Below are 24559 nucleotides of genomic sequence, written 5' to 3'. Positions count from 1 at the left end.
ATATTGTCAAACCAGATTATTTGTAAGCAAAATGGAACCTGCGGAATACACACCATTAAGGCCCTATATCATTCTGAAATAGTATTCCAGGACTCTGGAACTAGTCACTATCGTGGCCTAATTTTCTATTGGAAAGCTAAAAATGATTTTTTTTTCAATTTCCGAACCTTTTATCGTAATATTGCATTATAGCAATACTATGGGAATCACCAAGTCCGAATTATTTAAGAAACGCCAAAACAAGATTGCAACTTTGGCAAAAGCATTTGACCATCCCGCACGTGTAGCGATACTAGAATACATTCTGGATAATAAAACTTGTATTTGTAACGATTTGGTGGATGTTCTGCCACTTTCTCAATCTACCATTACACAACATTTGAAAGAGTTAAAGCAGATAGGAATTATCAAAGGGGAAGTTGAAGGTCCGAAGGTAAATTATTGCATCGACGAAAATGTCTGGGAAGATGCAAAGGAGATATTCATTAACATGTTTTCGAAGTATGTCAGAAAGAATGACTGTTGCTAGTCGTTTTTTTTGCTTTATGATAACGTAATATTACGATAATACATTAACCTAAAAAATAAAATATGAAACCGACGGCGACAGGTGAAGCACTCAAAGAAATTGTTAAGGAGAAATACAGCAAGATCGCTGAGCAAGAAAAGGAATTGAATGAATCCAGCTGCTGTGGTGCAACCGGTGGGTGCGCAACAGTGGACTTCAAAGTAATGGCAGATGATTACACCCCATTGGAAGGATATGTTGCAGATGCCGACCTGGGACTCGGCTGTGGCCTGCCTACAGCATTTGCACAAATAAAAGCAGGAGATACAGTTGTTGACCTGGGATCGGGTGCGGGAAATGATTGTTTTGTAGCGCGTTCAATAACAGGCAGCCAAGGAAAAGTTATCGGCATTGACTTTACCGACAAAATGCTTGAGAAAGCAAGACTCAACGCTGATAAGTTAGGATATAAGAATGTTGAGTTCCGAAAAGGCGACATTGAGAATTTACCGTTGGCGTCCAACGTCGCCGATGTCGTGGTGAGTAACTGTGTACTAAACCTGGTACCCGATAAAAAGCAAGCTTTTGCCGAAACATTTCGTGTGTTAAAAAAGGGAGGTCACTTTAGTGTATCCGATATCGTTCTTGTGGGCGAATTGCCGGAGGGTTTGCAGAAGAGCGCGGAGATGTATGCAGGTTGTGTGTCTGGTGCTATTCAAAAGGACGAATACTTATCCATCATCCGAGAGGCAGGATTTGCCAACATCATTGTCCAGAAGGAAAAACGAATTACGCTCCCCGAAGAAATTCTAAAAGATTATTTATCACCACAGCAAATCCAGGATTTTACTACAGGTAAAACAGGGATTTTTAGTGTGACTGTTTACGCTGAAAAACCAGCTGGATGTTGCGCACCCGGATGTTGTGACTAGATACAAGTAGCATTCCTAAAAGATAGCTCATAACGCATGGGCTATCTAACCGCTATCCAAAACCTAATTTTAACATTATATCCTATGCCCCCTCAACTTCCAAAAGCAGAATTTTACAAACCATTAGAAAACACCATCAACACTTTAATAAACCAGTTTGATACCATTCCCGATGATCGTAAAGTAATACTTAAACAATTGACCGATTTTATAAAGGGAAAGCAGAAAAGCAATCAAAAAATCGAATTGATTTTTATTTGCACACATAATTCCAGGCGTAGTCATATTTCCCAATTATGGGCGCAGACCGCAGCCGCCTACTATGGCGTTGGTAATCTGGTAAGTTACTCTGGCGGAACCGAAGCGACGGCTTTTAACCCACGCGCCGTTAAGGCTATGAAAGATGCTGGTTTCAAAATCAATGCGACCACAACGGGAGATAATCCTGTATATGAAGTTCAATTTTCGGATGTAGCAAATGAAGTCATTGCCTACTCAAAAAAATATGATGCTGCAACTAATCCAAAAAAAGGATTCGCTGCTATCATGACCTGCTCGCATGCAGATGAAAACTGTCCGGTCGTTTTTGGAATGGAAAAGCGAATTTCATTGCCATACAATGATCCAAAAGATTTTGATGGCACACCACAGGAAGCTGCCAAATACTCCGAACGTGTAATGGAAATCGGCAAAGAAATCCTTTTTGCATTTTCACAAGTTAACGGATGAGCTATGAGCCAGGCTAAAAAATTGAGTTTTCTTGATCAGTATCTGACGTTATGGATTTTCTTGGCCATGATCGTTGGCGTTGTTCTGGGAAACGTACTTCCAGGTATTGAAGGATTCTTGAATGGATTCAACGTTGGAACGACAAACATTCCGATTGCTATGGGACTCATCGTGATGATGTTTCCACCATTAGCAAAAGTCAAATACGAGCATTTAGGAAAAGTTTTCAAAAATGTGAAAGTCATCACCCTTTCTCTTCTCTTGAATTGGATTATTGGTCCTCTGCTGATGTTTATGCTTGCAATAATTTTTTTGCACGACAAGCCTGAATACATGGTTGGGTTGATCCTTATAGGAATTGCACGCTGCATTGCAATGGTTCTCGTATGGAATGATCTTGCAAAAGGTGATAAGGAATATGCGGCGGGTTTGGTTGCGTTGAACAGTATCTTCCAAGTACTATTTTATAGTTTATTCGCATGGTTATTCATTACAGTACTCCCCCCCTATTTTGGAATTGAAGGGTCTGTGGTAAATGTTAGTATGAGTGACGTTGCAGAAAGTGTCTTTCTTTACCTCGGGATTCCCTTTATAGCAGGATTTTTAACGCGGTATTTTTTCCTGAAAGCAAAAGGTGAAGAATGGTATGTGAATAACATAATTCCGAAGATCAGTCCTATAACATTGATTGCATTACTCTATACAATTGTCATCATGTTCAGCTTCAAAGGTAAAATGATATTAGAAATCCCAATGGATGTAATAAGAATTGCTATACCTCTTGTAATCTACTTCGTGTTGATGTTCATTTTAAGCTTTGTGTTGTCGAAAAAGCTGGGAGCCAGCTATGAAGAAAACACATCGGTGTCATTCACCGCTACAGGAAATAATTTTGAACTAGCTATCGCGGTGGCTATTGGCGTCTTTGGAATTAACTCAGGTCAGGCCTTTGCGGGTGTGGTCGGACCGTTGATCGAAGTACCCGCTTTAATCTTACTTGTCAATCTTGCATTCTGGTTTAAGGATAGGCTATACTTAAAATCAAGCAAAAGTTTCATCAAATGACCAGAAAGGGATTAGGACTTGCAAGATGTAAATGTATTAGAGTAACATTTTAAGAGACGCAATTTTTAAGCTTAGAGACATTTCATCACGCCCCAATATGTTAGCCTCAAGCAATATGCTGCGAAACCGTATGGGAAAAATCTGAAACAACTCCCCAGCCATTTACATAATATAATCTCCTTTAGGATTTAGGTGTGTCAAAGAAAAAAAAGTATTGCTACTTTAGCTTGAGATTTACCCAATTACCTATTAAAAAAACTATCCTATGAACACCCGTCGTGACTTCTTACAAAAACTTTCAGCGTCAGCATTTACATTGCCTTTTGTACCCTCTCTTAGTTTGGCCAGTACAGATGAAGCAAAAGAAACACCTTATCAAGGTCCTGTCCTTCGCGTAGCCATATGCGGTTTGGGTAGTTACGGTACACGCGTGGCCGAAGCGATGCAATCCTGTAAAATGGCAAAGCTGGTCGGTGTCATTAGTGGTACACCTTCTAAAGTCAAAGACTGGCAAGCCAAGTATAACATTCCCGAAAAGAACTGTTACAACTACGAGAACTTCGATAAGATCAAAGACAACAAAGACATTGATGCCGTCTATGTTATTACGCCCAACGCACTTCATAAACCGCAGGTTATTCGTGTAGCGCAAGCAGGTAAACACGTTATCTGCGAGAAACCTATTGCATTAAATGCAGCAGAAGGGCAAGCCATGGTGGACGCGTGCAAAAAAGCAAATGTGAAATTTCTCGTCGGATATAGAATGCATTTTGAGCCGAAAACCCTGGAAATTATCAGACTGCGCAATGCGGGCGAATTCGGAAAAGTATTATTCTTTCAGGGACTAACTGGTTTTAGAATTGGCGATCCAAATCAATGGCGTTTAAACAAAGAACTTGCGGGTGGCGGATCAATGATGGACATTGGAATCTACGCCGTTAACGGGGCACGCTATATGATAGGTGAAGAGCCTAGTTGGGTTACCGCGCAGGAGGTTAAAACCAATCCTGAGAAATTTAAGGAAGGGGTTGATGAAACCATCACCTTTCAAATGGGATTCCCAGGGGGAGCAATTGCATCGTGCTTGTCCACTTACACCATGAATAATCTCGATCGATTTTTCTTGAATGGCGATAAAGGCTTTGCGGAGATGCAGCCTTCCACAGGCTACGGACCGATTAAGGGCCGCACGCACCTGGGCGAATTGACACAGCCACACAATACCCATCAGACTATACAAATGGACGAAATGGCCGCTATCATTTTGCAAGGCAAAAAGCCGGTAGTACCCGTGGACGGCGAAGAAGGGGTACGGGATTTAAAAATTATGGACGCCATCTATAAGGCTGTAAAAACTGGTAAAAAAGAGGATTTGAAAGCCTAATTCAGCCATTGATTCCCTGATTCAAGAAAATCAGGGAATTCCTTGATCCACTTTTGATCCTTATTTGTTATCTTGTTATAGATTAAAACCTGTAGGGCTTATGAAGCGCTTGTATTTCGTGATCCTTCTGACATTGGTAAGTGCAGCAGGATATTCCAATGACGACAATGATAAAAGGCTAGAAGCTTTTTTAGGTAAACTTGAAATTTATAACAAGAATAAGCAACAACGGGCATCCACAAACTGGACCATGCCTAATGCCAACCCAGAAGCCAATACTGATAATATGCCTACTGGAAATTACAATCTCAGCATGTACGATCATGCCTCAGGACTGGAATATACGCCCGCAACCGGAAAACTTTTCGATCCTGAATTAGATATTGAACTTGACGTCGTGACAGGAATTGTGTACGACTTTAAAACCAAAAAGGAATACAAATTATCGGACCTTCAGGCCGAAAAGGAAAAGTAATAACATTCGTTAGACATCCCCTAAAAAAAACACGATTCATTAGATCGTGTTTTTTTGTTTCAGGGATTTTTAAAGCGCTATGATGATATCGGCAGAATGAAGTTCAAGGATAAGTCCGTGCATATTCGCATCCCAGACTTGAGTCCCCGCCTATTTCTTAAGCCTGCTTCACCAGCTGAATCTCTGCCTGAAATCTCACTTCTTCGCCTACCAGTACCCCACCCGTTTCAAGGGCCGCATTCCAGTTAAGTTTAAAATTCGTACGGTTTATTTTTCCTGATACCGTAAAGCCAGCCTTTTCGTTTCCCCAAGGGTCTTTGCCAATACCACCAAATTCAACATCGAATTGTGCCGGCTTGGTTACGTCACGTATGGTAAGATTACCATGAAGTACATAGTTCTCATCATCCTTCTTCTCAAGTTTTGTTGAGACAAATTTCAAGTCAGGATAAGTCGCGGCATCGAAAAAATCTCCCGACTTTAAATGATTATCCCTATCCGCATTTGCAGTTGTAATAGAGTTAACGTCCGCAGTAAATTCAATTTTTGCAGTCGTAAAATCTACTCCCGTTGTTTCTACTTTTACATCAAACTTCTCAAATGATCCGGATACATTGGTGATCATCATGTGTTTTACTTTAAATCCGACTTCACTATGTGTTGGATCTAAGGTCCATTTTGTTTTAGTTATTGTTGCCGTTTCCATATTATGTGTTTTTTTTGATAACAATACAAAGGTACATGTGCCAAGTTGCGTAAACGTTGAACTAGATTAAGAACGGCGATCGGCACAGTATTAGTAATCGATATGTGCGGAAGAGGGTACTGCAAGCATATGACCAATCATAACGATATTAATCTAGTTCAAGAAATTGCCGATATGAGATATCTAACTTTGTATACACAAAAAAATAAGTCATGGACAACAAGGTTTTAGGAATACATCACATTACCGCAATAGCGGGATATGCAAAACGCAACTATGATTTTTACACCAAAGTTTTAGGACTACGGTTCATCAAGAAAACAGTCAACTTTGATGATCCAAAGACATATCACTTTTATTTTGGTGACGAAGTGGGTTCGCCTGGAACGATCCTTACATTTTTCCCGTGGGAAGGGATACCCAGAGGTAAACAAGGTTCGGGAATGGCTACGGAAATCGGATATTCAGTTCCCGACAAAAGTCTTGAATTCTGGACTCGGAGGTTCAATGAATATTATGTTAGAGTGAATGATGCGGGTACACGATTCAATGAGGAGTATATTTCGTTTGAAGATCCCGATGGACTTCCATTAACGTTGATCGTTCCCAAGACTCCCGATAACCGCCAGGGCTGGGAGACTGATGAAGTTAAAGCAAATGTTGCGACAAAAGGTTTTCACAGCATCACGTTAACATTAGCAAATGTGAAAGAAACTGCGCGCGTCTTAACGGATATTTTCGATTACAAATTTTATGGCCAGGAAGGACAACGCTACCGGTATATCACGACCGCCGTCGACAATGGCTCTATTGTTGATTTGGTTGAAGACCCAGCTCAAAAAAGAACAGGAAATGGCGGAGGCACCATTCATCACGTGGCCTTTCGCGTGAAAAATGAAGAGGTGTTGATGGCCTTCAGAAAAAAGGTTCTTGCAAGTGGATTGAACATTACTGACAAAATTGATCGTAACTACTTCTTTTCTCTTTATTTCCGCGAACCCGGTGGTGTCCTGTTCGAATTGGCCACCGATAACCCAGGGTTCTCCATTGATGAACCGGTAAGTGAATTAGGCATGAGTTTAAAACTTCCGGCTCAATACGAAAGTGCCCGCAAGCAAATAGAGGCAGTCTTGCCTTCGCTCGCTTGAGGGCGATAGCAGTAAAGTAACTTTTGATAGAATAACCCATTACACCACAGCATAATGCATCAAAAAGAAATTGTGTTTACCGGGAAAAAGCTTGACGATGCTAAAAAGGCTTTGATCATGCTGCACGGGCGCGGCGCATCTGCCGAAGATATTCTAAGACTTAAACCACATCTTCGCCTCGATGAGTTCGCCGTGCTCGCGCCTCAGGCGACCAATCATACCTGGTACCCATATTCTTTCCTGGTGCCACGAAAACAAAATGAGCCATGGTTGTCCTCCGCTATCGACCTTATAACGGAGTTGGTACACGACATTAACAATGCGGGAATTATCAAAGAAAATATTTACTTTCTCGGATTTTCGCAAGGAGCATGTCTTGCGTTAGAATACATTGCGCGGCACGCAACAAAGTGGGGAGGCGCCGTCGCCTTTACCGGTGGATTAATTGGCGATAAAGTTTTTACAGATACATATACGGGAGATTTTCAAGGTACACCAATTTTCATAGGAACAAGCAACCCTGATCCTCATGTTCCCGTGGAGCGTGTAAATGAAACAACCCTGTTATTAAAAAAGATGAATGCCTCCGTTACGGAAAAGGTGTATCAAAATATGGGGCACACCATAAACGAAGACGAAATCGAACTGGCGAATAAATTGGTTTTTTCAGGGAAGGATATTTAAAAGAAAACTATATTACTCTTTTAAAAATAAGATGACCAATTTTCAATACGCGCTGGAATTGCTCGGTACTTTTTTCTTCGCTATCTCCGGTGCATTAGCCATTCAAGATCATCACGATGACTTGTTTGGTGCAAGCTTTATGGGATTTGTCACCGCGATTGGAGGGGGAACGTTGCGTGACATCATGCTTGGGAGTTATCCACTGGTATGGATAGGAGACATTTATTTTGTGTACGCAATTTTCGCTGGCGTACTGGTGGCGTATTTTTTCTATAGATACCTGGTGGGACTGAAAAGAACCTTTCTATTCTTTGATACATTGGGAATTTCGTTCTTCACCATACTGGGCGTAGAAAAGGCCCTTCGCCTTGGTGTACATCCGGAAGTTGCAGCAATTATGGGGATGTTTTCCGCCATCATGGGTGGTGTAATCCGGGATGTTTTGACGAATGAAACGCCAGTGCTTTTTCGTAAAGAAATATATGCCACCGCGTGCCTGGCTGGTGCAATTTTATACTTGATCCTTTTCAGAATTGGTGTCGATCGTAACATCAATCTTATCGTATCCATTGTATTGATTTTTATATTCCGGCTGCTTGCTGTAAAATATAAACTGGCATTACCGAATTTTCGAAAGGGTGGTTAAGGCGTTCTATTTTTTTGCCAACCTCGCCCGAATTTTACTTAAGAATTCCGGCGTGATTCCAAGATAGGATGCAATGTTATGCTGGGGAACGCAGGATGGTATGATGGGATATTTTTTCAAAAATTGGAGGTAGCGCTCTTCCGCAGGAAGACTTAAATTGTCGATCAGTCGTTGTTGATTGGCTACCAATGCATTCTCAATCAGAATCCGAAAGAAACGTTCAAACTTCGGTACTTTTTCATAAAGCAGCTGCTGGTCGGTTCCTGATAAAATAAAAACATCGGTATCGTCAATTGCTTCAATGTTTAATGTGCTTGGTTTCTTTGAAATCAAACTATACAAATCAGACATCCACCATCCTTGCGTCGCAAAATTTAAAATATGTTCCTTTCCTTCTTTATCGACTGAAAAACTTCGTAAAGCGCCATCGATTACAAAAGCGGAATTTTTACACACTTCGCCTTGCTGCAGGAATAGCGTTTTCCTTTTTAAGGTTTGTGGTAACAATAATGAGAGAAAGAACTTTTTCTCATGGTCGTTCAACGTTATATGTTTGGCAACATTGCTCAATATCAAATCTGTATTCATGTCAACGAATTTATTCGAAAGTAATGATTTTAAACGCTCCCTTACCTACCTAGCCCTACCGAGACAAACAATTGTCAATTTCTTAACCTACTTCAACGAGAAACGGTGTGGCATTAACCAACTTTGAATGGCGCCGTCCGTATTAAAGCGCATGACCAATAGAGACGCATACTAATTTACTTTTAATATTCTCACACAATAAAAAAATAATGATGGAACTTGGACTCTACACCTTTGCGGATATGCAACCAGATAAGGTTTCCGGAAAAGCAGTGAATGCACACAAACGCATGCAACAGCTATTGGAAGAGATTCAACTGGCGGACCAACTGGGCCTCGATGTGTTTGCTGTAGGCGAACATCATCGGCCTGACTATGCAATTTCTGCGCCCGCCGTAGTACTTGGAGCTGCCGCAGCACTCACAAAAAATATCAAGCTTTCCAGTGCAGTGACTGTTTTGAGTTCGGATGATCCCGTGCGGGTATTTCAAAACTTTGCAACGGTTGATCTACTGTCCTCCGGTCGGGCTGAAATCATGGTAGGTCGGGGTTCATTTATCGAATCCTTTCCCTTGTTCGGCTATGATTTGAATCAATATGATGAGTTATTTGCCGAAAAGTTAGAGCTCCTGTTGAAGGTTAATCAAAACGAAATTACATCATGGAAAGGAAAGCATCGGTCATCCATTATGAACCTTGGCGTATATCCAAGACCAATTCAACAAGCCCTTCCTATTTGGCAGGCAGTCGGTGGCACGCCACAATCGGCAATAAGAGCTGGCTCATTAGGGCTGCCAATGGCATTGGCTATTATCGGAGGATACCCCGACAAGTTTGTTCCATTCATCAATCTATATCGCGATACTGCCAATAAAGCCGGACATGGAGACTTGCCCCTGGGTATAAACTCGCATGTTTATGTTGCTGAAACCTCACAACAAGCAGGAGACGAATTTTATCCCGCCTATTCGGTAATGATGAATCGTATCGGAAGAGAAAGAGGCTGGGGACACCTTCGAAGAATGGATTTTGATGCTATGCGATCGCCCACTGGTTCTTTGGTGGTAGGAAGCGTTGACGAAGTAGTTGACAAGATTTTATATGAACACAGTCTTTTTAACAACACGAGATTCCTTGCCCAAATGAGTGTAGGCTTGATGCCGCATGATAAAATTCTTAAGTCTATCGAATTGTTCGGAACTAAGGTAGCTCCGGCTGTACGAAAAGCAACAGCGGTGTCCAAGACAGAAAAAAAAGAAGTGAGCTCGTAACACTTTGCTTTCTTTTAGCTTAGTAGTAAGAGGTTACCTTAAATCAACTTTTAGCAGACCAAAAGCTCGGCTATTAGCTTAACGATTTCAGTACCCCAACTGCAACACATCGAACTTCAACACTTCAACACTTTCCAACATGAAAACACTTCAAAATAAAGTAGCCATTATCACAGGATCCGGGTCTGGCATTGGTCAGGCTGCGGCCATGCTTTTCGCGCAAGAAGGAGCCAGCGTAGTTGTTTCAGACATCAATGAAAAAAATGGAAACGATACAGCCGAAGCAATCAAATCGAAAAATGGGAAAGCAATATTCATCAAATCCGATAGTTCTAAATCAGAAGACAATAAGAATCTGGTCGAACAAACTCTAAAAACATTTGGATCCCTCGATATCGCGGTAAATAATGCTGGTATAGGCGGACCGTTGGGACCTACGGGCGAATATCCGATCGATGGCTGGCAAAAAGTAATCGATATTAATTTATCGGGAGTGTTTTATGGATTACGCTATCAAATCCCAGCGATGTTACCCAAGGGTGGCAGCATAATTAACGTAGCATCCATTTTAGGGATGGCAGGAACGAAATTCTCGCCCGCTTATGTTGCAGCCAAGCATGGCGTAGTAGGCTTAACAAAAACAGCTGCCCTGGAATATGCCGACAAGAAAATCAGGATTAATTCTATCGGCCCGGGTTACATCAAGACGCCATTAATCACAAATGCGCTGGACGAAGCAACCTTGAAATCCCTTGTTGGATTGCACCCAATTGGCAGATTAGGCGAATCAGAAGAAGTGGCTGAATTAATATTGTGGCTGGGCTCAGACAAATCCTCTTTTGTTACCGGTTCTTATTATCCCGTTGATGGAGGATACCTTGCACAATAAATCTTAGTCAAACTTACGTTTTCCTCCCCAAAGGTCCCTGATCACGACATCAACCATAAACTGATGGGAACGCTGAAGTATTAGTCCGTTTGTCAACGTACCAAGCTGGTCGAAAGAATAAGTGATGTTGATTGATGACCGGTTATCGAACATGGGCATTGAAGCACCCGCTGTGAACCCCCACCATGAAAATGAGTTTTCTTTAATTTGGAGATGATAATTTTGCAGGTGAACTCCAGCGCGGAGCGAGACTGCACCCAAATAGTGGGTTGCATCTGGATTTCCCCTGTATAAATATCCGGCAGAAAATTTCCATGTATCGTGCGCCTCTACATCAACCTCATGGAAGTCTAGTGAACCCCAACTTTCAAATTTCAAATCGCTAGCAATAATCGATCGTGTTGAATGCAACGCAAGACCTATTCCCACTGAAGCGGGCAGTTTATATTTCAAACTTTTGCCTGTTGACGTCGCCAAGGTATCCGCAGACCCGTCGTACAAATAATTTTTCTGGGAAGCTTTGAAATCTATCCCATTATCCCCTACAATTCCAACAACAAGGGATCTGTTTTTCTTGAAAGGAATGACGTACTGCATTCCAGCATCCAGATTTATTTTGTTCGTGTTTATTTTATTCTCAAAAACAAGTGAGCTGGCTTGACTTAAAATGTCAATCGATTCGGTTTTAGAAACAGTTCCAAAAAGGTATGAGATATTCAATCCAAATGATAGGTTTTTTAAGATGCTAAAAGCATTTCCCCAATATACCTGCGATATATTGCCATTTCCTTCATAGGTATAATCAATATTTTGAACGCTTCCCAGGGTGCGTGTCGAATTTATTTTGTACGAGACACTGCTAAACGGTGAGAGTCCAACCGTAGAAGACCATTTTGGCGAAAATTTAAACCAATAGTTCATATTCGTAAGGCTGCCATTCGTTTTTGATTCAGACAATTCATTTGTATTATAGCTGCTATGCTCAATATAAAATCCCATTTCAAAAATGCTACTTACTGGCGATACAATCGATCCGTAGGAAGCAGGATTGACATAATTTAAATTGTATCCATCGCGAACAGCAATACCGGTTCCTCCCATTCCTCTGTTAAGCGTCGACAGTCGTGAATTCATAATTCCCAATCCATAAACGGAGTAAGGAGAATTAAAAATATTCTGGCCCGATACGGCAATCCCGCAACTGAAAAAGAAAACAGTTAATAAGAACTTCATAATTATAAATGAATCGGAAAAATAGAAGCTCGGACTTTTATTAGAAAGGATCAGCGACGATAGCGTTGAATATCGCGGCACAACGGATCGTTATCAAGACAAGCCAAAAAATAAGCAATTCCATATCATCATTTCACGATGTTGCCTTTCTAGCCCGTGTTGCCTATGGATTTATGGGCATGGTCGATATTAGTTTCTAAATGATATTGTTTGCTTTTCATTTGAAGACGCATGAAAAAATTATTCGCATTGATATTCGGGGGTATCGTGATCTGTTCATGTGAATCCTCCTCAACTGAAATCGGATCCGACTTTTTTACAGATGGCGCCTTGGATTTTTCTTTTATCGACTCTTCCACCGTTAATCTTTCAACCATACAGATGGAAGAAATGGTTACCAGCGGAACAAGCCGGATGTTGCTTGGAACGAACCATGACAAAAACCTGGGTAAGTTTACCGCGTCGCCTTACTTTCAAGTTACGCCAACGGGGAGTCCTGACCTGGAAAAGGAAGATGTAATTTATAACTATCTCTCGATCGTCCTCCCACTTGATCATTATTCATATTACGATACGTTATTACCGCTGTCGCTCAATGTACACCGGGTCATCGAACCTATCAAAACCGACGAGGGCTATTTCTACAGCTCAGACAGTTTTGAAATCGAAGACACACCATTGGGTACTATTACTTTCAAACCACGCCCACACAATGATTCATTGGAGATAAAATTGTCGGATGTACTCGGCAAAGAAATATTTGAAAAAATCATCAATGGTGATGATATGGACGGCACCACTTTTCTAAAGTACCTACATGGGTTAGCGATCATTCCTGATACAGCAACATCAGCGTCCATCCTCGGTTTAGCTACCAATCCAAAACTAAAACTTCATTATTGGAACAAACGTGTTACGCCAATGGCCGAAATGCATATTGAGTTTAACGTGGAGAATGGTAATAACACTTTTTTCACTAACATCTCTTGCGACCGGACAAATACGCTCTTGGCCGAAATACCTATTACCAAAGGTAAATTAAGTTCAGCCACAACGAATGACATCGCCTATCTCCAGGCTGGCGGCGGTTTAGCATTGCGTATAGATATACCGTATCTGCGTAACCTAAAACAGCTTAACAACTTCTATCCCACCCGCGCTTTACTTGAAATATACCCCGTTCGAAAGTCATTCAATACCGCGGCTCCATTGCCCACGGAGTTAATTGTCTTTAAGGCAGACAAACGAAACGCGATATACTTTGAAAGTGAAACCCCTGCCTATCTGATCAATGATATCGATCTAGGACGGTACACGCATTATGCATTCGATGCAACGGAATTTGTGAAGGAACAAATGGCGCTGGAACAACTCAATGAGAACGCTCTTGTTTTTACAACCGATAAAAATACTTTCCCCGTATCGGCGGAACGAATTTATGCGGCTGCTCCTAGTTATGAATATAAAACACGATTGCTAATCTATTTCGCTACTATAAACAATGAGTTATGATCAAATCCAAAATACTTTTTTCATTAATTATATTTTGTTGCACAGTCAGTTCCTGCTCGGACGACAACGAAGACGAACCTACTCTTGGAAACTGGACGAAAACAACACCATTTAAAGGCAGACCACGCTCAGGCGCTAGTGTTTTCACGATCGGCACCAACGCGTTTGTCGGGCTGGGTTACGATGGTGATGATTATCTATCTGATTTTTATGTGATGGATGTAACGTCTGGTTTTTGGGAAGCCAGGGAAAGTTTTCCTGGGCAACCCAGAGAACGCGCCATTGCCTTTAGCATCAACGGCAAGGGCTATGTAGGACTGGGTTATAACCGAGATGCCGACAAAGAAGAGCTGGGCGATTTCTGGGAATACGATCCGGAGGCCAATACTTGGACGCAAGTAGCAGATTTTGGTGGAACCGCGAGATACAACGCAATTGGTTTTGCAATGGGTTCGAAAGGCTATGTTGGAACCGGATATGATGGGGACGCATACAACAGCGATTTCTGGGAATATGATCCGGCAGCCAATTCATGGAACGAAATAAAAAGCTATCCGGGTGAAAAAATTGAAGGAGGACTGGCAATGGTCGTAAATGGAAAAGCGTATGTGTGCGCTGGCCGCAATAATGGTTTATTTAATACGGATTTTTGGGAATTTGATCCTTCGGGTTCAGATATTACCTGGACAAAACGTTCACCCGATGATGATGAATCTTACTATGACGATTTTAAAGAAGCTGTAAGAAGATATGACGCAGTAACCTTCACGATTGGCGACAAGGCTTACATTATTGGGGGAGTCGCATCATCAGGAGCCACCGACGGATCTGTGTATGAGTTTGATGCGACTACCTCCATCTGGGACGAACGAACCACTTTTGAAGGATCAGCGCGTAGCTTGGCCGTTGGATATGTCCTTGACGGACGCGCTTTTCTCGGAACGGGACAAAATGCATCCAGCCGATATGATGATATTTGGGAGTTTAAGCCGCAAGAGGAGTATGATGAAAGTTATTAGGTGATAACCTGTTAGTTAAAAGTTATTAGGGGTGACATAAAACTTTTATCCTTTAATTTTTATCATACTCAAGAATCAATGAAAAAAGGGCTTGCCAATAAAATACTCGTCATCGCACTTCATGCGTGTGGGTGGGCGCTTTTGTTTTCATTGCCATTCAGATTTCTCACTCGGGGTAACGTATTTCTTGATGGTGAAAAAGCCGAAAGAATTGTACTTCGCGACGCAGGAAAAAGACTTTTTAATCACATCGCATTCGACCCAACGATGATAAGAGCCGAATCGCTCTTATCGAATGGACTCCTTTTTTTGTTTTTCTATACAAACATGTTCATTCTTGTTCCAAAGGTTCTCAGCAAAAGAGGATGGGCACCCTACGTTTTACTGGTTGGGCTTTCAATGTTTGTTTATTTGATTGCAACCTATTATTTCCGGCTGCGCTATGTTCATCTTAATACGTTCAATCCTCCTTTGTTTATAGGAGTTCCAAATTTTTTTATGGTCTTCGGGCTGAGCTTGGCTTTGAGGCTTATGCAAGATCGTTCCGCTTACGAAAATTTATTGCAAGAACGAGAACACGAGAAACTGAAATCGGAACTTTCATTTTTGCGCTCCCAGGTAAGCCCACATTTCATGTTTAACATTTTGAACAGTCTTGCTTCATTAGCGCGAAAAAAATCCGACCATGTAGAATCTGCTATTATACAGTTATCTCAACTCATGCGTTATTCTCTTTACCACACAGATAAAAAAGTATCGCTGGAACAAGAAGCCGACTACATGAACAATTACATTGAGTTGCAGCGGCTTCGTTTTGGGTCGATGGTCACTTTACACTACCATGTAAGCATCGTACGAAAAGACCTAATGATCGAGCCTATGCTGCTGATACCCTTTGTCGAAAATGCTTTTAAACACGGTGTCGGCATGATCAAGAATCCTGTTATAAAAGTTTGCCTGGAAGGGTCTTCTTACGGAATTAATTTTAGCGTGGAAAATAAATTTAACGCGTTGCAGAACGATAGTAAGGATTCAAGCTCAGGCATTGGATTACAAAACGTGATGAGAAGACTTAATCTGCTATACAAAGATGAATACGAATTAAAAACGTATGCGAATGATGGTTGGTTTATTGTGAACTTAAAATTGATTGCAGCATGACATGTTTAGCTATTGATGATGAACCCCTCGCTTTAGATTTGGTTGAGGATAATATCCGTAAGATCTCATTCTTAAGGCTATTGAAGAAATGTTCTAATGCCTTGGAAGCAAATGAATTTTTATTGCGACATCCTGTTGATCTTTTGTTCCTGGATATTCAGATGCCAGGCCTTTCCGGCATTCAGTTTCTTCAAGGGTTGACAAAAAATCCTCCCCTCGTGATTCTCATCACAGCCTACGAAAAATATGCACTCGATGGATATAACTTTGATGTTGTTGATTACTTATTGAAACCTGTTTCATTCGAACGCTTTCTAAAAGCCGTTAATAAATCACACGAAAAATTCTTAAGCATTTCATCCACGCAGGGGGCTTTACAAAACTACTTGTTCGTAAATTCCGAGTATAGCCTTGTCAGGATAGATTTTAATGATATCGCCTACATTGAAGGATTGCGTGACTACGTTAAAATCTTTCTCTTGTCGGCGTCAAGACCCGTGATCACCCGAATAAGCATGAAATCGTTGGAGGAAAAACTTCCGATGAATTCATTTGTACGTGTACACAAATCGTTTATTGTAGCGTTGAATAAAATCACATCTATTCGAAAGGGAAGAATATCCATTTTGAAAGCCCAAGTACCGATCAGTGAACACTTCAAGGAAAACATTTACAAGGTGGTTGATCCCAAAAGCTTAAATTGATCAGCGCAATTTTTGGAAAGGTGCTATTGATTGACCACAATTCGAGAGACATAATATTTCTTATCAATGCGTAAACGTACCAGGTAAATTCCCTGGCTCGCGTTTTCAAGGTCTATTTTATAAGTTTGATTGAGAACATCGGTCAACTCACCTGCACCAATTTGTTTTCCAAGCATGTCCACCAACTCATAGCCTACTGTCTGGCGATTTCCCAAATTAAAAGTTACATTAAAATTCCGTTCATTCACTATTCTATTGGGATACAACGTGTAAAGTGTTGACGATACCGCCGGCGCGGGATCATCTGACAAGAAAAATTCAATGTTATCCAGATAGACAGGATTGGAAATACCAGTTGAAACCACGAATGCAATTCTAATGCTTTCCTCTCCCGTCAAACGATTTAAGTTGATGTAAATTTGGTTCCAGTCCTCCGTGGTAATAGGGATCTTCTCTCCTTCAGCAAAGCGTTCAGACAGAGAGCTATCTGTACCACTGAATAATATCTCGTCAAATGTTTTACCGCAGTCTCGGGAAGCCAGCACTTTAAAAACTTCGACAGCGGAGTCCTTGGTTGACTGAATGGTTTTGTATCGGTATGAAATATCAAAGAATAAGCTTGCGGCAACTGCTTGCGAAAAATCCAATACGGGGCTTACAAACCATGAATAACTGTCCAAACCGTTATCATTATTTCCCTCAAAATATAACGACTTGTTGTAATTCGTAGACCGGGTCTCCCAGTTCGCCGTGTTAGCCGGGTTAATGATTTGCCATTCAACCTCATCCAAGCCTGCATCAAAATTTTTCCGAAGCGGAATCTTGTCCTTGTCATTATTCACAATGGTCCTTACTTCCAGAAAGTTATTTGTAGAATCAGTATCCTTAAAACCATTGGGATAAATGACTTTGAATGAAAGTTTATGCTCCCCATCTTCCAAGGTGAGTGAAGGAATCGTAACAATGGTTTGTGAACCCGGAGACAAATCTTCAGTAACCGATATAGTATTGGCGGACTGATTATTCACCGCATATTCAATTTTAAAACTTTGGATCCTTTCACGTCCTTCATTTTGTACGCGCAATATAGGCTGCACTTCATTTCTGCATTGCACAGGTGTTGGATACATCACCTGTTTCAATGCAATATTTTCCGATACATCGGTTTTCACGGCGATGTTGTCGAGGTACAGGTTATTGCCGTTATCGTTGATGCCGACGAAAGCAAGCTGTACGTTGGGATTTCCAATAAAAGCAGCGAGATCAATCACTTCATGCCGCCATTGATTTTCATTCGAAGGCGAGAATGCGGCTGTAGTTGATGCTACTGTTGATAAGAGCCGACCGTACTTAGCGTATACGATGCTGCTAGCTGTCAAGTCATCATCACAATTTAAAAGCACATGAACTTCAAGCCCATCCGCATAGTTTTGGTACCGGCCATAGGCTACATCAAAAGCTAGAAATGGGGAGGTAGCCTGCGAAAGATCAATAACAGGTGTAATGATAACATCTTGTTCCCCCGCCCCTTCCGATTGGAAAAACTTCAAATACAAAACTTCGTTAGCGTTTGTCTGCGTAATAGCCCATGTCATCTCATCGTCTTCGTTGATAATTTCCCATGACGATGGTAAGCTGTTAAAGGTTTCTGTAAAAGGAGTTTCAATCTGGTCGGGGATTTTCGTTGTGATTGACTCGGTATTGTCATTTAATTTTTCGTCATCTCTCAAGTTGGTCTGAAGTATCTCAAAATTAATATCATGGTTACCACCGGCCAGGCTTAAAGGTTCAAAATATATTTCTGTATCCTCCTGAGGATCTAAGGAAATAGAAACATCTTTCGTTTCAATTATTGACGCATCAACCGTTAACCTGATTTTAGTTGATGTAACCTTATTTACCCCGTTGTTTTTTATACGAATGGAGGCATCAACGATTCCAGTACACGCACGATCACCGGGGCTTATAATCTCTTGGATGGCCAAATCATTGTTTACGGGTGCCGGGTCATACAGGCCTTCGGAGTTAAGCAAGCTCGCGCGTCTTGGGCTATTTTCCAGTACCGTTAGCATCCGCTCAATCTGTTGTTTTGTGTAAAGATTCATGCATACATCATTGGTATAATCCATGAAATTCTGAAACATGACTTTCGTATTACAACCTACCTGGGGATGCGAGGGGCATCCATTGGACTTATCGGCTTGGTCAGGAGTATCCTGCACATAATCACCACTGCCACTACAGGCACCATCATCATCGCCCCAAATGTGCCGTAATCCAAAAAAATGGCCTATTTCGTGGGTTGCTGTTCTACCCCGATTAAAATTATTCGTAAGGTTAAAAGATCCATCCTGATTGCTGCCAACAATACGATAATCAAGTACAACACCATCGGTAAGCCGGCTATTTTCTGCATCCTCTAACCCGGGTAAATCTGAAATGGGAAACTGTGCGTACCCAAGAATTGTCGAAGCAATATCAGTAACCCAAATATTAAGATAGTCTTCTGCTGGCCAATAACTCTGAGACTTCAGAACAGCATTATCGTTAATGGACCATTGGCTTTTACTTCCTTTCACCCTTACGATACCAGTGGTGGCGGCACCTGCAGGTGTTTGTTTTGCAAGTATAAATTCAATATTGATTTTACCTGCAAGGGATGAAAACTCATTAGGCGTTTCGGTAGTATCCGCGTTAAGTCGTTTGAAATCATCATTTAATACACGGAGCTGTGACCGAATTTGTGTGTCCGAAATATTTGTTCCGGATCCAACTGCCTCTCCATTGTGAATGACATGCACAACAACAGGTATCCTGAACGTTGATGAGGCATTGAGCCGGGAGCTTATGTTCGCTTTTTTTCGACTAAGCCACTCCTCAAACTTAAGGTCATTTTCCCGGATGAGTTTTTTCTCGTGAAGAAGCTGTGTGTACTGTACGATGCCGCAGCGGTCTTGCGCATGGATATTAAAAGTGCCAAGAAGAACAATCAGAACGCATATGCTACCCCTGTTAAACTTTTGACTAATCATAAAATATGTATGGACGCCAACCATTGTTTAAACTTTCTCTTTTATTCAACCATTTCTGAGAAGATCATGTCTGTACAATATGTGTATAGTATTTTCTGCTGATCGTCATTCAGCACTTCCATGATGTAGTTGTTCCTTTCTCGTAGCAGCGCTAAAGATTTTTCTTCCATTGATTGTTGAGTATTCTGCATGACATTGGACAACTTGCGTTCATACAACACATGGATGTTATGGATTCTTTCCAATTGCTTTTTATCCAGTTGGAGGAGTTGCGTTAATTCCCAATTTGTATAGCGCACTGCTATTTGTCGAGCTTCCAACAACTGACCTGTATTAAAAAGCGCCATGATGGTCAACATCACGAATACAAGAAATGCTTCTCGTAAATTGGTTAATGAGTTCAAGGCAGTAGCTTTATAATGACGCCGTGCCTGGCGTTCAATTATAAGACAGGCGAAAAAACCCTTACCACCATTACTTATCCGAAAATTTTATGGAATAAGATATCCCCGCCTCTATACCAACCCACCACTTAAAGGTAGAATAGGCTGACGGCGTAGGATAAACAGAACGGATAATCCGGACTTGCGAAGAATTTACGCTGTACCCTATAGATCCATTGGTCGGATTTGTTATCACAACATCTGTGTAAAAGGTTTGTCCTTTTTGATAATCGAAAGATGTTTTTAAGAAATTAAATGTCGGTCCAACGTGCAACCTGATATGTTTGAATGGCCGCATCTGAATTAAAAACTTTACTTGGTGATGTTGTCCCTTTACTTTTATCCCATCCTTCATCACGAAATTGATATTTTGATCAATCACGTAGTCCTCCTTCCGGTTCAGTGTTGCATAAGTATAAATGGGGTTTAAGGTAATCCTTGGCTTTAACGGTATCGCGGTACCCAACCCATAGCCAGCGCGGAAATATCCTTCACGCATAAGTCCGGCGTTTAATACAGCATAAAGTGATGGTAGTCCTACTTGCATTTCTATACCACCTGAATATTCATTTATCATCAGGCCTAGTGAAGAGTACAAATACCGCCTGGGGCGAGGGTTGGTTATTTTTAAGGGAAAATAATTCGTTACGAATGTTGAATCAATACCAGTAAATGAAGATTTACAATTCAACAGGTTTTCTTTTAGAAGATGCCCGGGAATAGAAAGCTTAAATTCCATTTCCCTGTAACTGTCTTTTCTGTTGATCAGAGGCATAGCAGCAGCTGAATATGTTATTTTCTTAGTGGGCTGTGTTTTTTGCGGTTGAATATTTTGCCTGGGTGAAATAATTCCAGCTTCATGTATCGGCTTTACAACAACATAATTACCTTCTCTTCTAAATGAAAGATGCATGCTTTCGGTCAAGGTCTCCAACACTTCATACATGGGTCGCTGGTGAACATCGAATGATAAAGATTTCTTACGTTCAATGGCGCTTGAGTTATAAATGAAATACAACTTTGATTGCTTGCTAAGCTGCTGGAGAACTTCTTCGAAAGAAATCTGATTTCCCTTAAGGGTTACAATGCGTTGAAATGATTCTTTGGAAACGGATTGTGCGGTTGCTAAATGGATAGTACAGATCAGCACCAAACTAATGGCAGCCTTCACCCTCCACCGTGAATGTATTGTGATCATTTCTTTTTACCGAGAGATCCAACGCTTCGGAAATCAAAGTTAGCATATAATCCGTTGAAACGCTTTCAAAAGTTGCGGTCAATTTACAATTTAAGATTTCTTTATTCTCTACACGGATGGAACAGTTTTGTGCCTTTTCAATGTATCGGAATACCTCCGGGAGCGGAGTGTTATTGAAAACCAATCTATGTGTTGCATAAGCCCACCCATTGCTGTTAGATTCTTCCATGTTAAAAGTAAGGTCATTGGTATTGAGGGTGGCCGCTGCGCCTGGTTCCAGGTATACGCTATCTGTCAACGAATAGACTAGCACTTTGCCCTCTGCCACACTCACTTCTATGGTTTTCGGTTTTAAAACAACGTTGAATGCAGTTCCGATAACTTTAATGGTCGCTATCCCGGTATGTACAATAAAGGGTTTTGATTTATCTGGAACGACCTTGAAGAAGCTTTCGCCGTTCATCAATGTAACCTCACGGCGGCCCTTTGAAAACTGTTGAGGATAAACAAGGGTACTATTGCGATTTAAAATAGCAATAGATTGATCAGGTAATTTTATTTGTCGTAACGAATCATTGCTTTCAATGGCCACATCAATCGTTTTATCGCCAGCTTTAATAAAATAAAGAATCAAACCCACGGTGAACACAATCAGGATGGAAGCCGCTATCTTAATTAAAAGCCTTGCTGAAAAAAAAGCAATTGTATGTTTTGTTGTCGAAACCGAACCATTTGTATTTCGTGACATCGCTGACCATGCATTTTCCACGTTAATCAATCGATATGATTTTTGAGGGAAAGTTGCATTCCATGCATCTCGCATTTCCGTAAAATGCAATTTATTTGCAGGATCCTGTATCCATTCGTCCAAAGCCATTGCCTCCTCGGGGGACGCATCTCCCGCCAGATATTTCGCAATGACTGTATCGTTTATCTCAATTTTATTTTTCACAAATTGGCTCTGTTTGTGTTCATTATTCTTTCAAGTATTCACGAAGTATCCGCAACGCTTTGCTCATCTGATTCTCAATGGTGTTTATCGAAAGGTTGAGTGCGTTAGCAATCTCAACGTATCTCATTTCCTTATACCGACTCATCATAAATATCGTACGGCATTGCGGAGGCAAAGTATTTATCGCAGCAATTACGCGTTCTTCCAATTCATTGGGAAAGACTTCCGGTTGCTGAACTTCATTTGGTTTTTCGACAAGACTAATCTCTTGAAATTTTGTGCGAACTGCGCGATGGTCAATTTGATTTACACACTGATGATAAACAGCTTTGAATAAATAACCTTTGAGGGTGTGTGTGATGATCAGTGATTCACGCTTTTCCCAAATTTTGATAAACATGGATTGCACAACATCTTCCGAGTCATCCATGTCGCGTAAAATTGTAAACGCGTACTGGCAAAGGCCTTCATAATACTTATGAAAGACCCTTTGAAAGGACTCTTTATTTCCTTCTCTGATCTCCTGAATAATTCGATCGTGCGTTAACAAAAACTCCGGTAGATTTTATCCAAATAAATCTATAATTTTTAATCGTATACCATTAAGACAGCTGAAAGTATCTCGACCACTATTTCAACCCCAAAGTATTTGTTGTTCACATATGCGCCAAACCGGCTTTGGGTGCAAACTGACTCAAATTCAACCCATTTTGTTTTTAAGATACCGATTGGTATCTTTGTGAATGCGCAACCCTGAAATCACAAAAGAAAACATTCTGAAAGAGTCCGGAATTCTTTTTAATACCCAGGGCTATAAGGCTACCTCAATCAGTAACATAACCGATGCAACAGGATTAACGAAAGGGGCAATTTACCGGCATTTTGCAAGTAAAGATGAGTTAGAAATTGAGACGCTCACGCATTTGTCTGGTATCATGAATGAAAAAGTTCGTGACCGCATAAAAGCACAATTAACTGCAGGAGACAAGCTCAGGGCGGTCGTACAGTTTTTTGAATCTTATATCAGCGACCCTCCGGTTGAAGGAGGATGCCCACTATTGAATGCGGCCGTGGAAGCGGATGATGCTCATCCTGAATTACGAAAGACAGCACTTAAAATTCTTAATGGACTTCGCAGTGCACTTATATCGATTTTGGAAAAAGGAATTCATTATAAGCAGCTGAAAAAAGGTATTGATAAGGAGTTGTATGCGACACTTATCATTGCTTCGCTGGAGGGCGCCATTATGATGAGTAAACTCAGTGGAAATGATGATGACATTAAACGCATTATTAAACACCTGGAAAAACAAATTTCGGAAATAGAAATTTGATTTTTTTTGTTCACGAAGATACCAATTGGTATCTATTTCAACGGAATGAAAGTAATATAATACCGCTATGAAAAACATAATAACTAAAAGCATTGGCGCAGGACTGAACACACTTGCCCATATAGCTCCTGCTAAAACGGCCCAGTTAGGATTTGAATTATTCTGTCGACCCATTCGGGTTCCTATTAATGAAAAGCAACAGGCTTTTTTCAACTCCGCGACCAAAGAAAGTTTTACCTATAATGGCAATCACATTCAGACGTACCGTTGGGGAACAGGAGAAAAAGTTATTATGTTACTCCATGGTTGGCAAAGTCACTCTTACCGCTGGAAAATTTACATTGAAGCTTTAAGCAAGGATCATACTGTCTACACACTCGATGCACCCGGACACGGTCTTTCAGGCGGGAAGATGTTGAACGTTCCCCTTTATAGTGAGGTCATACGAGAACAGATCAAAAGAATTGGAAGTGTTGATACCATCATTACGCATTCGCTTGGAGGGTTCGCGACATTTTACGCATTTTATCGAAATCCCGAGTTGTCTGTCAACAAGATAGTTGCGTTGGCATCTCCGGGGGAAGCGCAGGAGTTTTTTGATTATTTCACAAGCGCTTTACGCCTGTCAAAAAAAAGCACACAATTAATAGTGGAGTATTTCGAAAAAACATTTAAAGTGAGCCCAGCCTTTTTTTCAGCGCCGGTATTTGCTTCCACCCTTAAGGTGCCAGGATTGATCATCCACGACGAGCATGATAACGAAACGCCGTTCCACCATGCAGAAAGAATTCACCGTGCATGGAAGAATTCAAAACTCATCAAAACAAAAGGATTTGGTCACAATTTGAAATCCACCGATGTTGTAAAAGAAGTTGTTCACTTTGTGAATGATCCTTTGTCCTTACGCTTCAATACTGAAATGTCTATCTCTAATCAGCGCTAACTA

The 24559-nt window shown here is 41.1% G+C and carries 25 protein-coding genes; 17 read left to right on the top strand and 8 right to left on the bottom strand.

What is annotated here, in order from left to right; translation table 11 throughout:
- The first annotated feature begins 142 nt into the window (after positions 1-142).
- The 6 genes from P2W71_RS08155 to P2W71_RS08130 all read left to right on the top strand — a co-directional run bounded on the left by P2W71_RS08155 (position 143) and on the right by P2W71_RS08130 (position 5093).
- Positions 143-529, top strand: a complete 387-nt coding sequence (locus P2W71_RS08155) for a metalloregulator ArsR/SmtB family transcription factor (protein WP_346659952.1) — start codon at positions 143-145, stop codon at positions 527-529.
- 62 nt (positions 530-591) lie between these two features.
- On the top strand, positions 592-1440 hold the full coding sequence (locus tag P2W71_RS08150; protein ID WP_276369446.1) for an arsenite methyltransferase: 849 nt from the start codon (positions 592-594) through the stop codon (positions 1438-1440).
- Positions 1441-1524: 84 nt separating this feature from the next.
- A complete protein-coding gene (locus tag P2W71_RS08145; RefSeq protein ID WP_276369444.1) occupies positions 1525-2169 on the top strand; it encodes a protein-tyrosine-phosphatase in 645 nt (214 codons plus the stop codon).
- A gap of 3 nt (positions 2170-2172) precedes the next feature.
- Entirely contained in the window at positions 2173-3234 is a 1062-nt protein-coding gene (arsB, locus tag P2W71_RS08140) for an ACR3 family arsenite efflux transporter (protein WP_276369442.1), read from the top strand.
- 265 nt (positions 3235-3499) lie between these two features.
- On the top strand, positions 3500-4618 hold the full coding sequence (locus P2W71_RS08135) for a Gfo/Idh/MocA family oxidoreductase (protein WP_276369440.1): 1119 nt from the start codon (positions 3500-3502) through the stop codon (positions 4616-4618).
- A 100-nt stretch (positions 4619-4718) separates the two neighbouring features.
- Positions 4719-5093: a hypothetical protein gene (locus P2W71_RS08130; RefSeq protein WP_276369438.1), complete on the top strand. Its 375-nt coding sequence runs from the start codon at positions 4719-4721 to the stop codon at positions 5091-5093.
- Positions 5094-5250: 157 nt separating this feature from the next.
- Here the strand turns inward: P2W71_RS08130 and P2W71_RS08125 are convergent, their stop codons facing one another.
- Positions 5251-5799, bottom strand: coding sequence for a YceI family protein (locus P2W71_RS08125; RefSeq protein ID WP_276369435.1), 549 nt, complete (start codon positions 5797-5799; stop codon positions 5251-5253).
- 212 nt (positions 5800-6011) lie between these two features.
- Between P2W71_RS08125 and P2W71_RS08120 the strand changes: the two genes are divergently transcribed.
- The 3 genes from P2W71_RS08120 to P2W71_RS08110 are packed head-to-tail and all read left to right on the top strand — an operon-like array spanning position 6012 to position 8277.
- The gene (locus P2W71_RS08120; RefSeq protein WP_276369433.1) at positions 6012-6947 is read left to right on the top strand and encodes a ring-cleaving dioxygenase; all 936 of its coding nucleotides are present in this window, start codon (positions 6012-6014) and stop codon (positions 6945-6947) included.
- Between the two features lie 54 nt (positions 6948-7001).
- The gene (locus tag P2W71_RS08115) at positions 7002-7631 is read left to right on the top strand and encodes a dienelactone hydrolase family protein (protein ID WP_276369431.1); all 630 of its coding nucleotides are present in this window, start codon (positions 7002-7004) and stop codon (positions 7629-7631) included.
- A gap of 31 nt (positions 7632-7662) precedes the next feature.
- Positions 7663-8277, top strand: a complete 615-nt coding sequence (locus tag P2W71_RS08110; RefSeq protein WP_276369429.1) for a trimeric intracellular cation channel family protein — start codon at positions 7663-7665, stop codon at positions 8275-8277.
- A gap of 6 nt (positions 8278-8283) precedes the next feature.
- Here P2W71_RS08110 and P2W71_RS08105 read toward each other — a convergent pair whose 3' ends face one another.
- Positions 8284-8865, bottom strand: coding sequence for a Crp/Fnr family transcriptional regulator (locus P2W71_RS08105; RefSeq protein ID WP_276369428.1), 582 nt, complete (start codon positions 8863-8865; stop codon positions 8284-8286).
- Positions 8866-9077: 212 nt separating this feature from the next.
- Here P2W71_RS08105 and P2W71_RS08100 point away from each other — a divergent pair, with 212 nt between their 5' ends.
- The gene (locus P2W71_RS08100; protein WP_276371720.1) at positions 9078-10136 is read left to right on the top strand and encodes an LLM class flavin-dependent oxidoreductase; all 1059 of its coding nucleotides are present in this window, start codon (positions 9078-9080) and stop codon (positions 10134-10136) included.
- A gap of 139 nt (positions 10137-10275) precedes the next feature.
- Positions 10276-11025 carry a glucose 1-dehydrogenase gene (locus tag P2W71_RS08095; protein ID WP_276369426.1) on the top strand — a complete coding sequence of 250 codons (750 nt, stop codon included), beginning with the start codon at positions 10276-10278 and terminating at the stop codon, positions 11023-11025.
- Between the two features lie 3 nt (positions 11026-11028).
- Here the strand turns inward: P2W71_RS08095 and P2W71_RS08090 are convergent, their stop codons facing one another.
- Positions 11029-12258 (bottom strand): hypothetical protein, encoded by a 1230-nt coding sequence (locus P2W71_RS08090; RefSeq protein WP_276369424.1) that lies wholly within the window; start codon positions 12256-12258, stop codon positions 11029-11031.
- Between the two features lie 231 nt (positions 12259-12489).
- Between P2W71_RS08090 and P2W71_RS08085 the strand changes: the two genes are divergently transcribed.
- The 4 genes from P2W71_RS08085 to P2W71_RS08070 all read left to right on the top strand — a co-directional run bounded on the left by P2W71_RS08085 (position 12490) and on the right by P2W71_RS08070 (position 16654).
- Positions 12490-13770, top strand: coding sequence for a DUF4270 family protein (locus P2W71_RS08085; protein ID WP_276369421.1), 1281 nt, complete (start codon positions 12490-12492; stop codon positions 13768-13770).
- Positions 13767-14789 carry a galactose oxidase gene (locus P2W71_RS08080; protein ID WP_276369419.1) on the top strand — a complete coding sequence of 341 codons (1023 nt, stop codon included), beginning with the start codon at positions 13767-13769 and terminating at the stop codon, positions 14787-14789. Before P2W71_RS08085 ends, P2W71_RS08080 begins: the two co-directional genes overlap by 4 nt.
- 78 nt (positions 14790-14867) lie before the next feature.
- A complete protein-coding gene (locus P2W71_RS08075; RefSeq protein WP_276369417.1) occupies positions 14868-15950 on the top strand; it encodes a histidine kinase in 1083 nt (360 codons plus the stop codon).
- Positions 15947-16654 (top strand): response regulator transcription factor, encoded by a 708-nt coding sequence (locus tag P2W71_RS08070; protein ID WP_276369415.1) that lies wholly within the window; start codon positions 15947-15949, stop codon positions 16652-16654. Before P2W71_RS08075 ends, P2W71_RS08070 begins: the two co-directional genes overlap by 4 nt.
- A gap of 23 nt (positions 16655-16677) precedes the next feature.
- Here P2W71_RS08070 and P2W71_RS08065 read toward each other — a convergent pair whose 3' ends face one another.
- The 5 genes from P2W71_RS08065 to P2W71_RS08045 form a co-directional block, all read right to left on the bottom strand.
- The gene (locus P2W71_RS08065) at positions 16678-19686 is read right to left on the bottom strand and encodes a M43 family zinc metalloprotease (RefSeq protein ID WP_276369413.1); all 3009 of its coding nucleotides are present in this window, start codon (positions 19684-19686) and stop codon (positions 16678-16680) included.
- Between the two features lie 41 nt (positions 19687-19727).
- Entirely contained in the window at positions 19728-20090 is a 363-nt protein-coding gene (locus P2W71_RS08060) for a hypothetical protein (RefSeq protein ID WP_276369411.1), read from the bottom strand.
- 70 nt (positions 20091-20160) lie between these two features.
- Positions 20161-21327 carry a DUF4974 domain-containing protein gene (locus tag P2W71_RS08055; RefSeq protein ID WP_276369408.1) on the bottom strand — a complete coding sequence of 389 codons (1167 nt, stop codon included), beginning with the start codon at positions 21325-21327 and terminating at the stop codon, positions 20161-20163.
- Positions 21284-22279 (bottom strand): FecR family protein, encoded by a 996-nt coding sequence (locus P2W71_RS08050; RefSeq protein ID WP_276369406.1) that lies wholly within the window; start codon positions 22277-22279, stop codon positions 21284-21286. The genes P2W71_RS08055 and P2W71_RS08050 overlap by 44 nt, the downstream gene beginning before the upstream one ends.
- A 22-nt stretch (positions 22280-22301) precedes the next feature.
- A complete protein-coding gene (locus P2W71_RS08045) occupies positions 22302-22829 on the bottom strand; it encodes an RNA polymerase sigma-70 factor (RefSeq protein WP_276369404.1) in 528 nt (175 codons plus the stop codon).
- Positions 22830-23022: 193 nt separating this feature from the next.
- Between P2W71_RS08045 and P2W71_RS08040 the strand changes: the two genes are divergently transcribed.
- Complete coding sequence (locus P2W71_RS08040) at positions 23023-23613, top strand: TetR/AcrR family transcriptional regulator (protein WP_276369401.1); 591 nt, start codon at positions 23023-23025, stop codon at positions 23611-23613.
- Positions 23614-23680: 67 nt separating this feature from the next.
- On the top strand, positions 23681-24556 hold the full coding sequence (locus P2W71_RS08035) for an alpha/beta hydrolase (protein ID WP_276369399.1): 876 nt from the start codon (positions 23681-23683) through the stop codon (positions 24554-24556).
- The last annotated feature ends 3 nt before the right edge of the window (positions 24557-24559 follow it).

Source organism: Chryseolinea sp. H1M3-3 (genome assembly GCF_029360725.1).
Lineage (GTDB): Bacteria > Bacteroidota > Bacteroidia > Cytophagales > Cyclobacteriaceae > Chryseolinea.
This window is presented reverse-complemented; position numbering and strand designations above follow the sequence as displayed.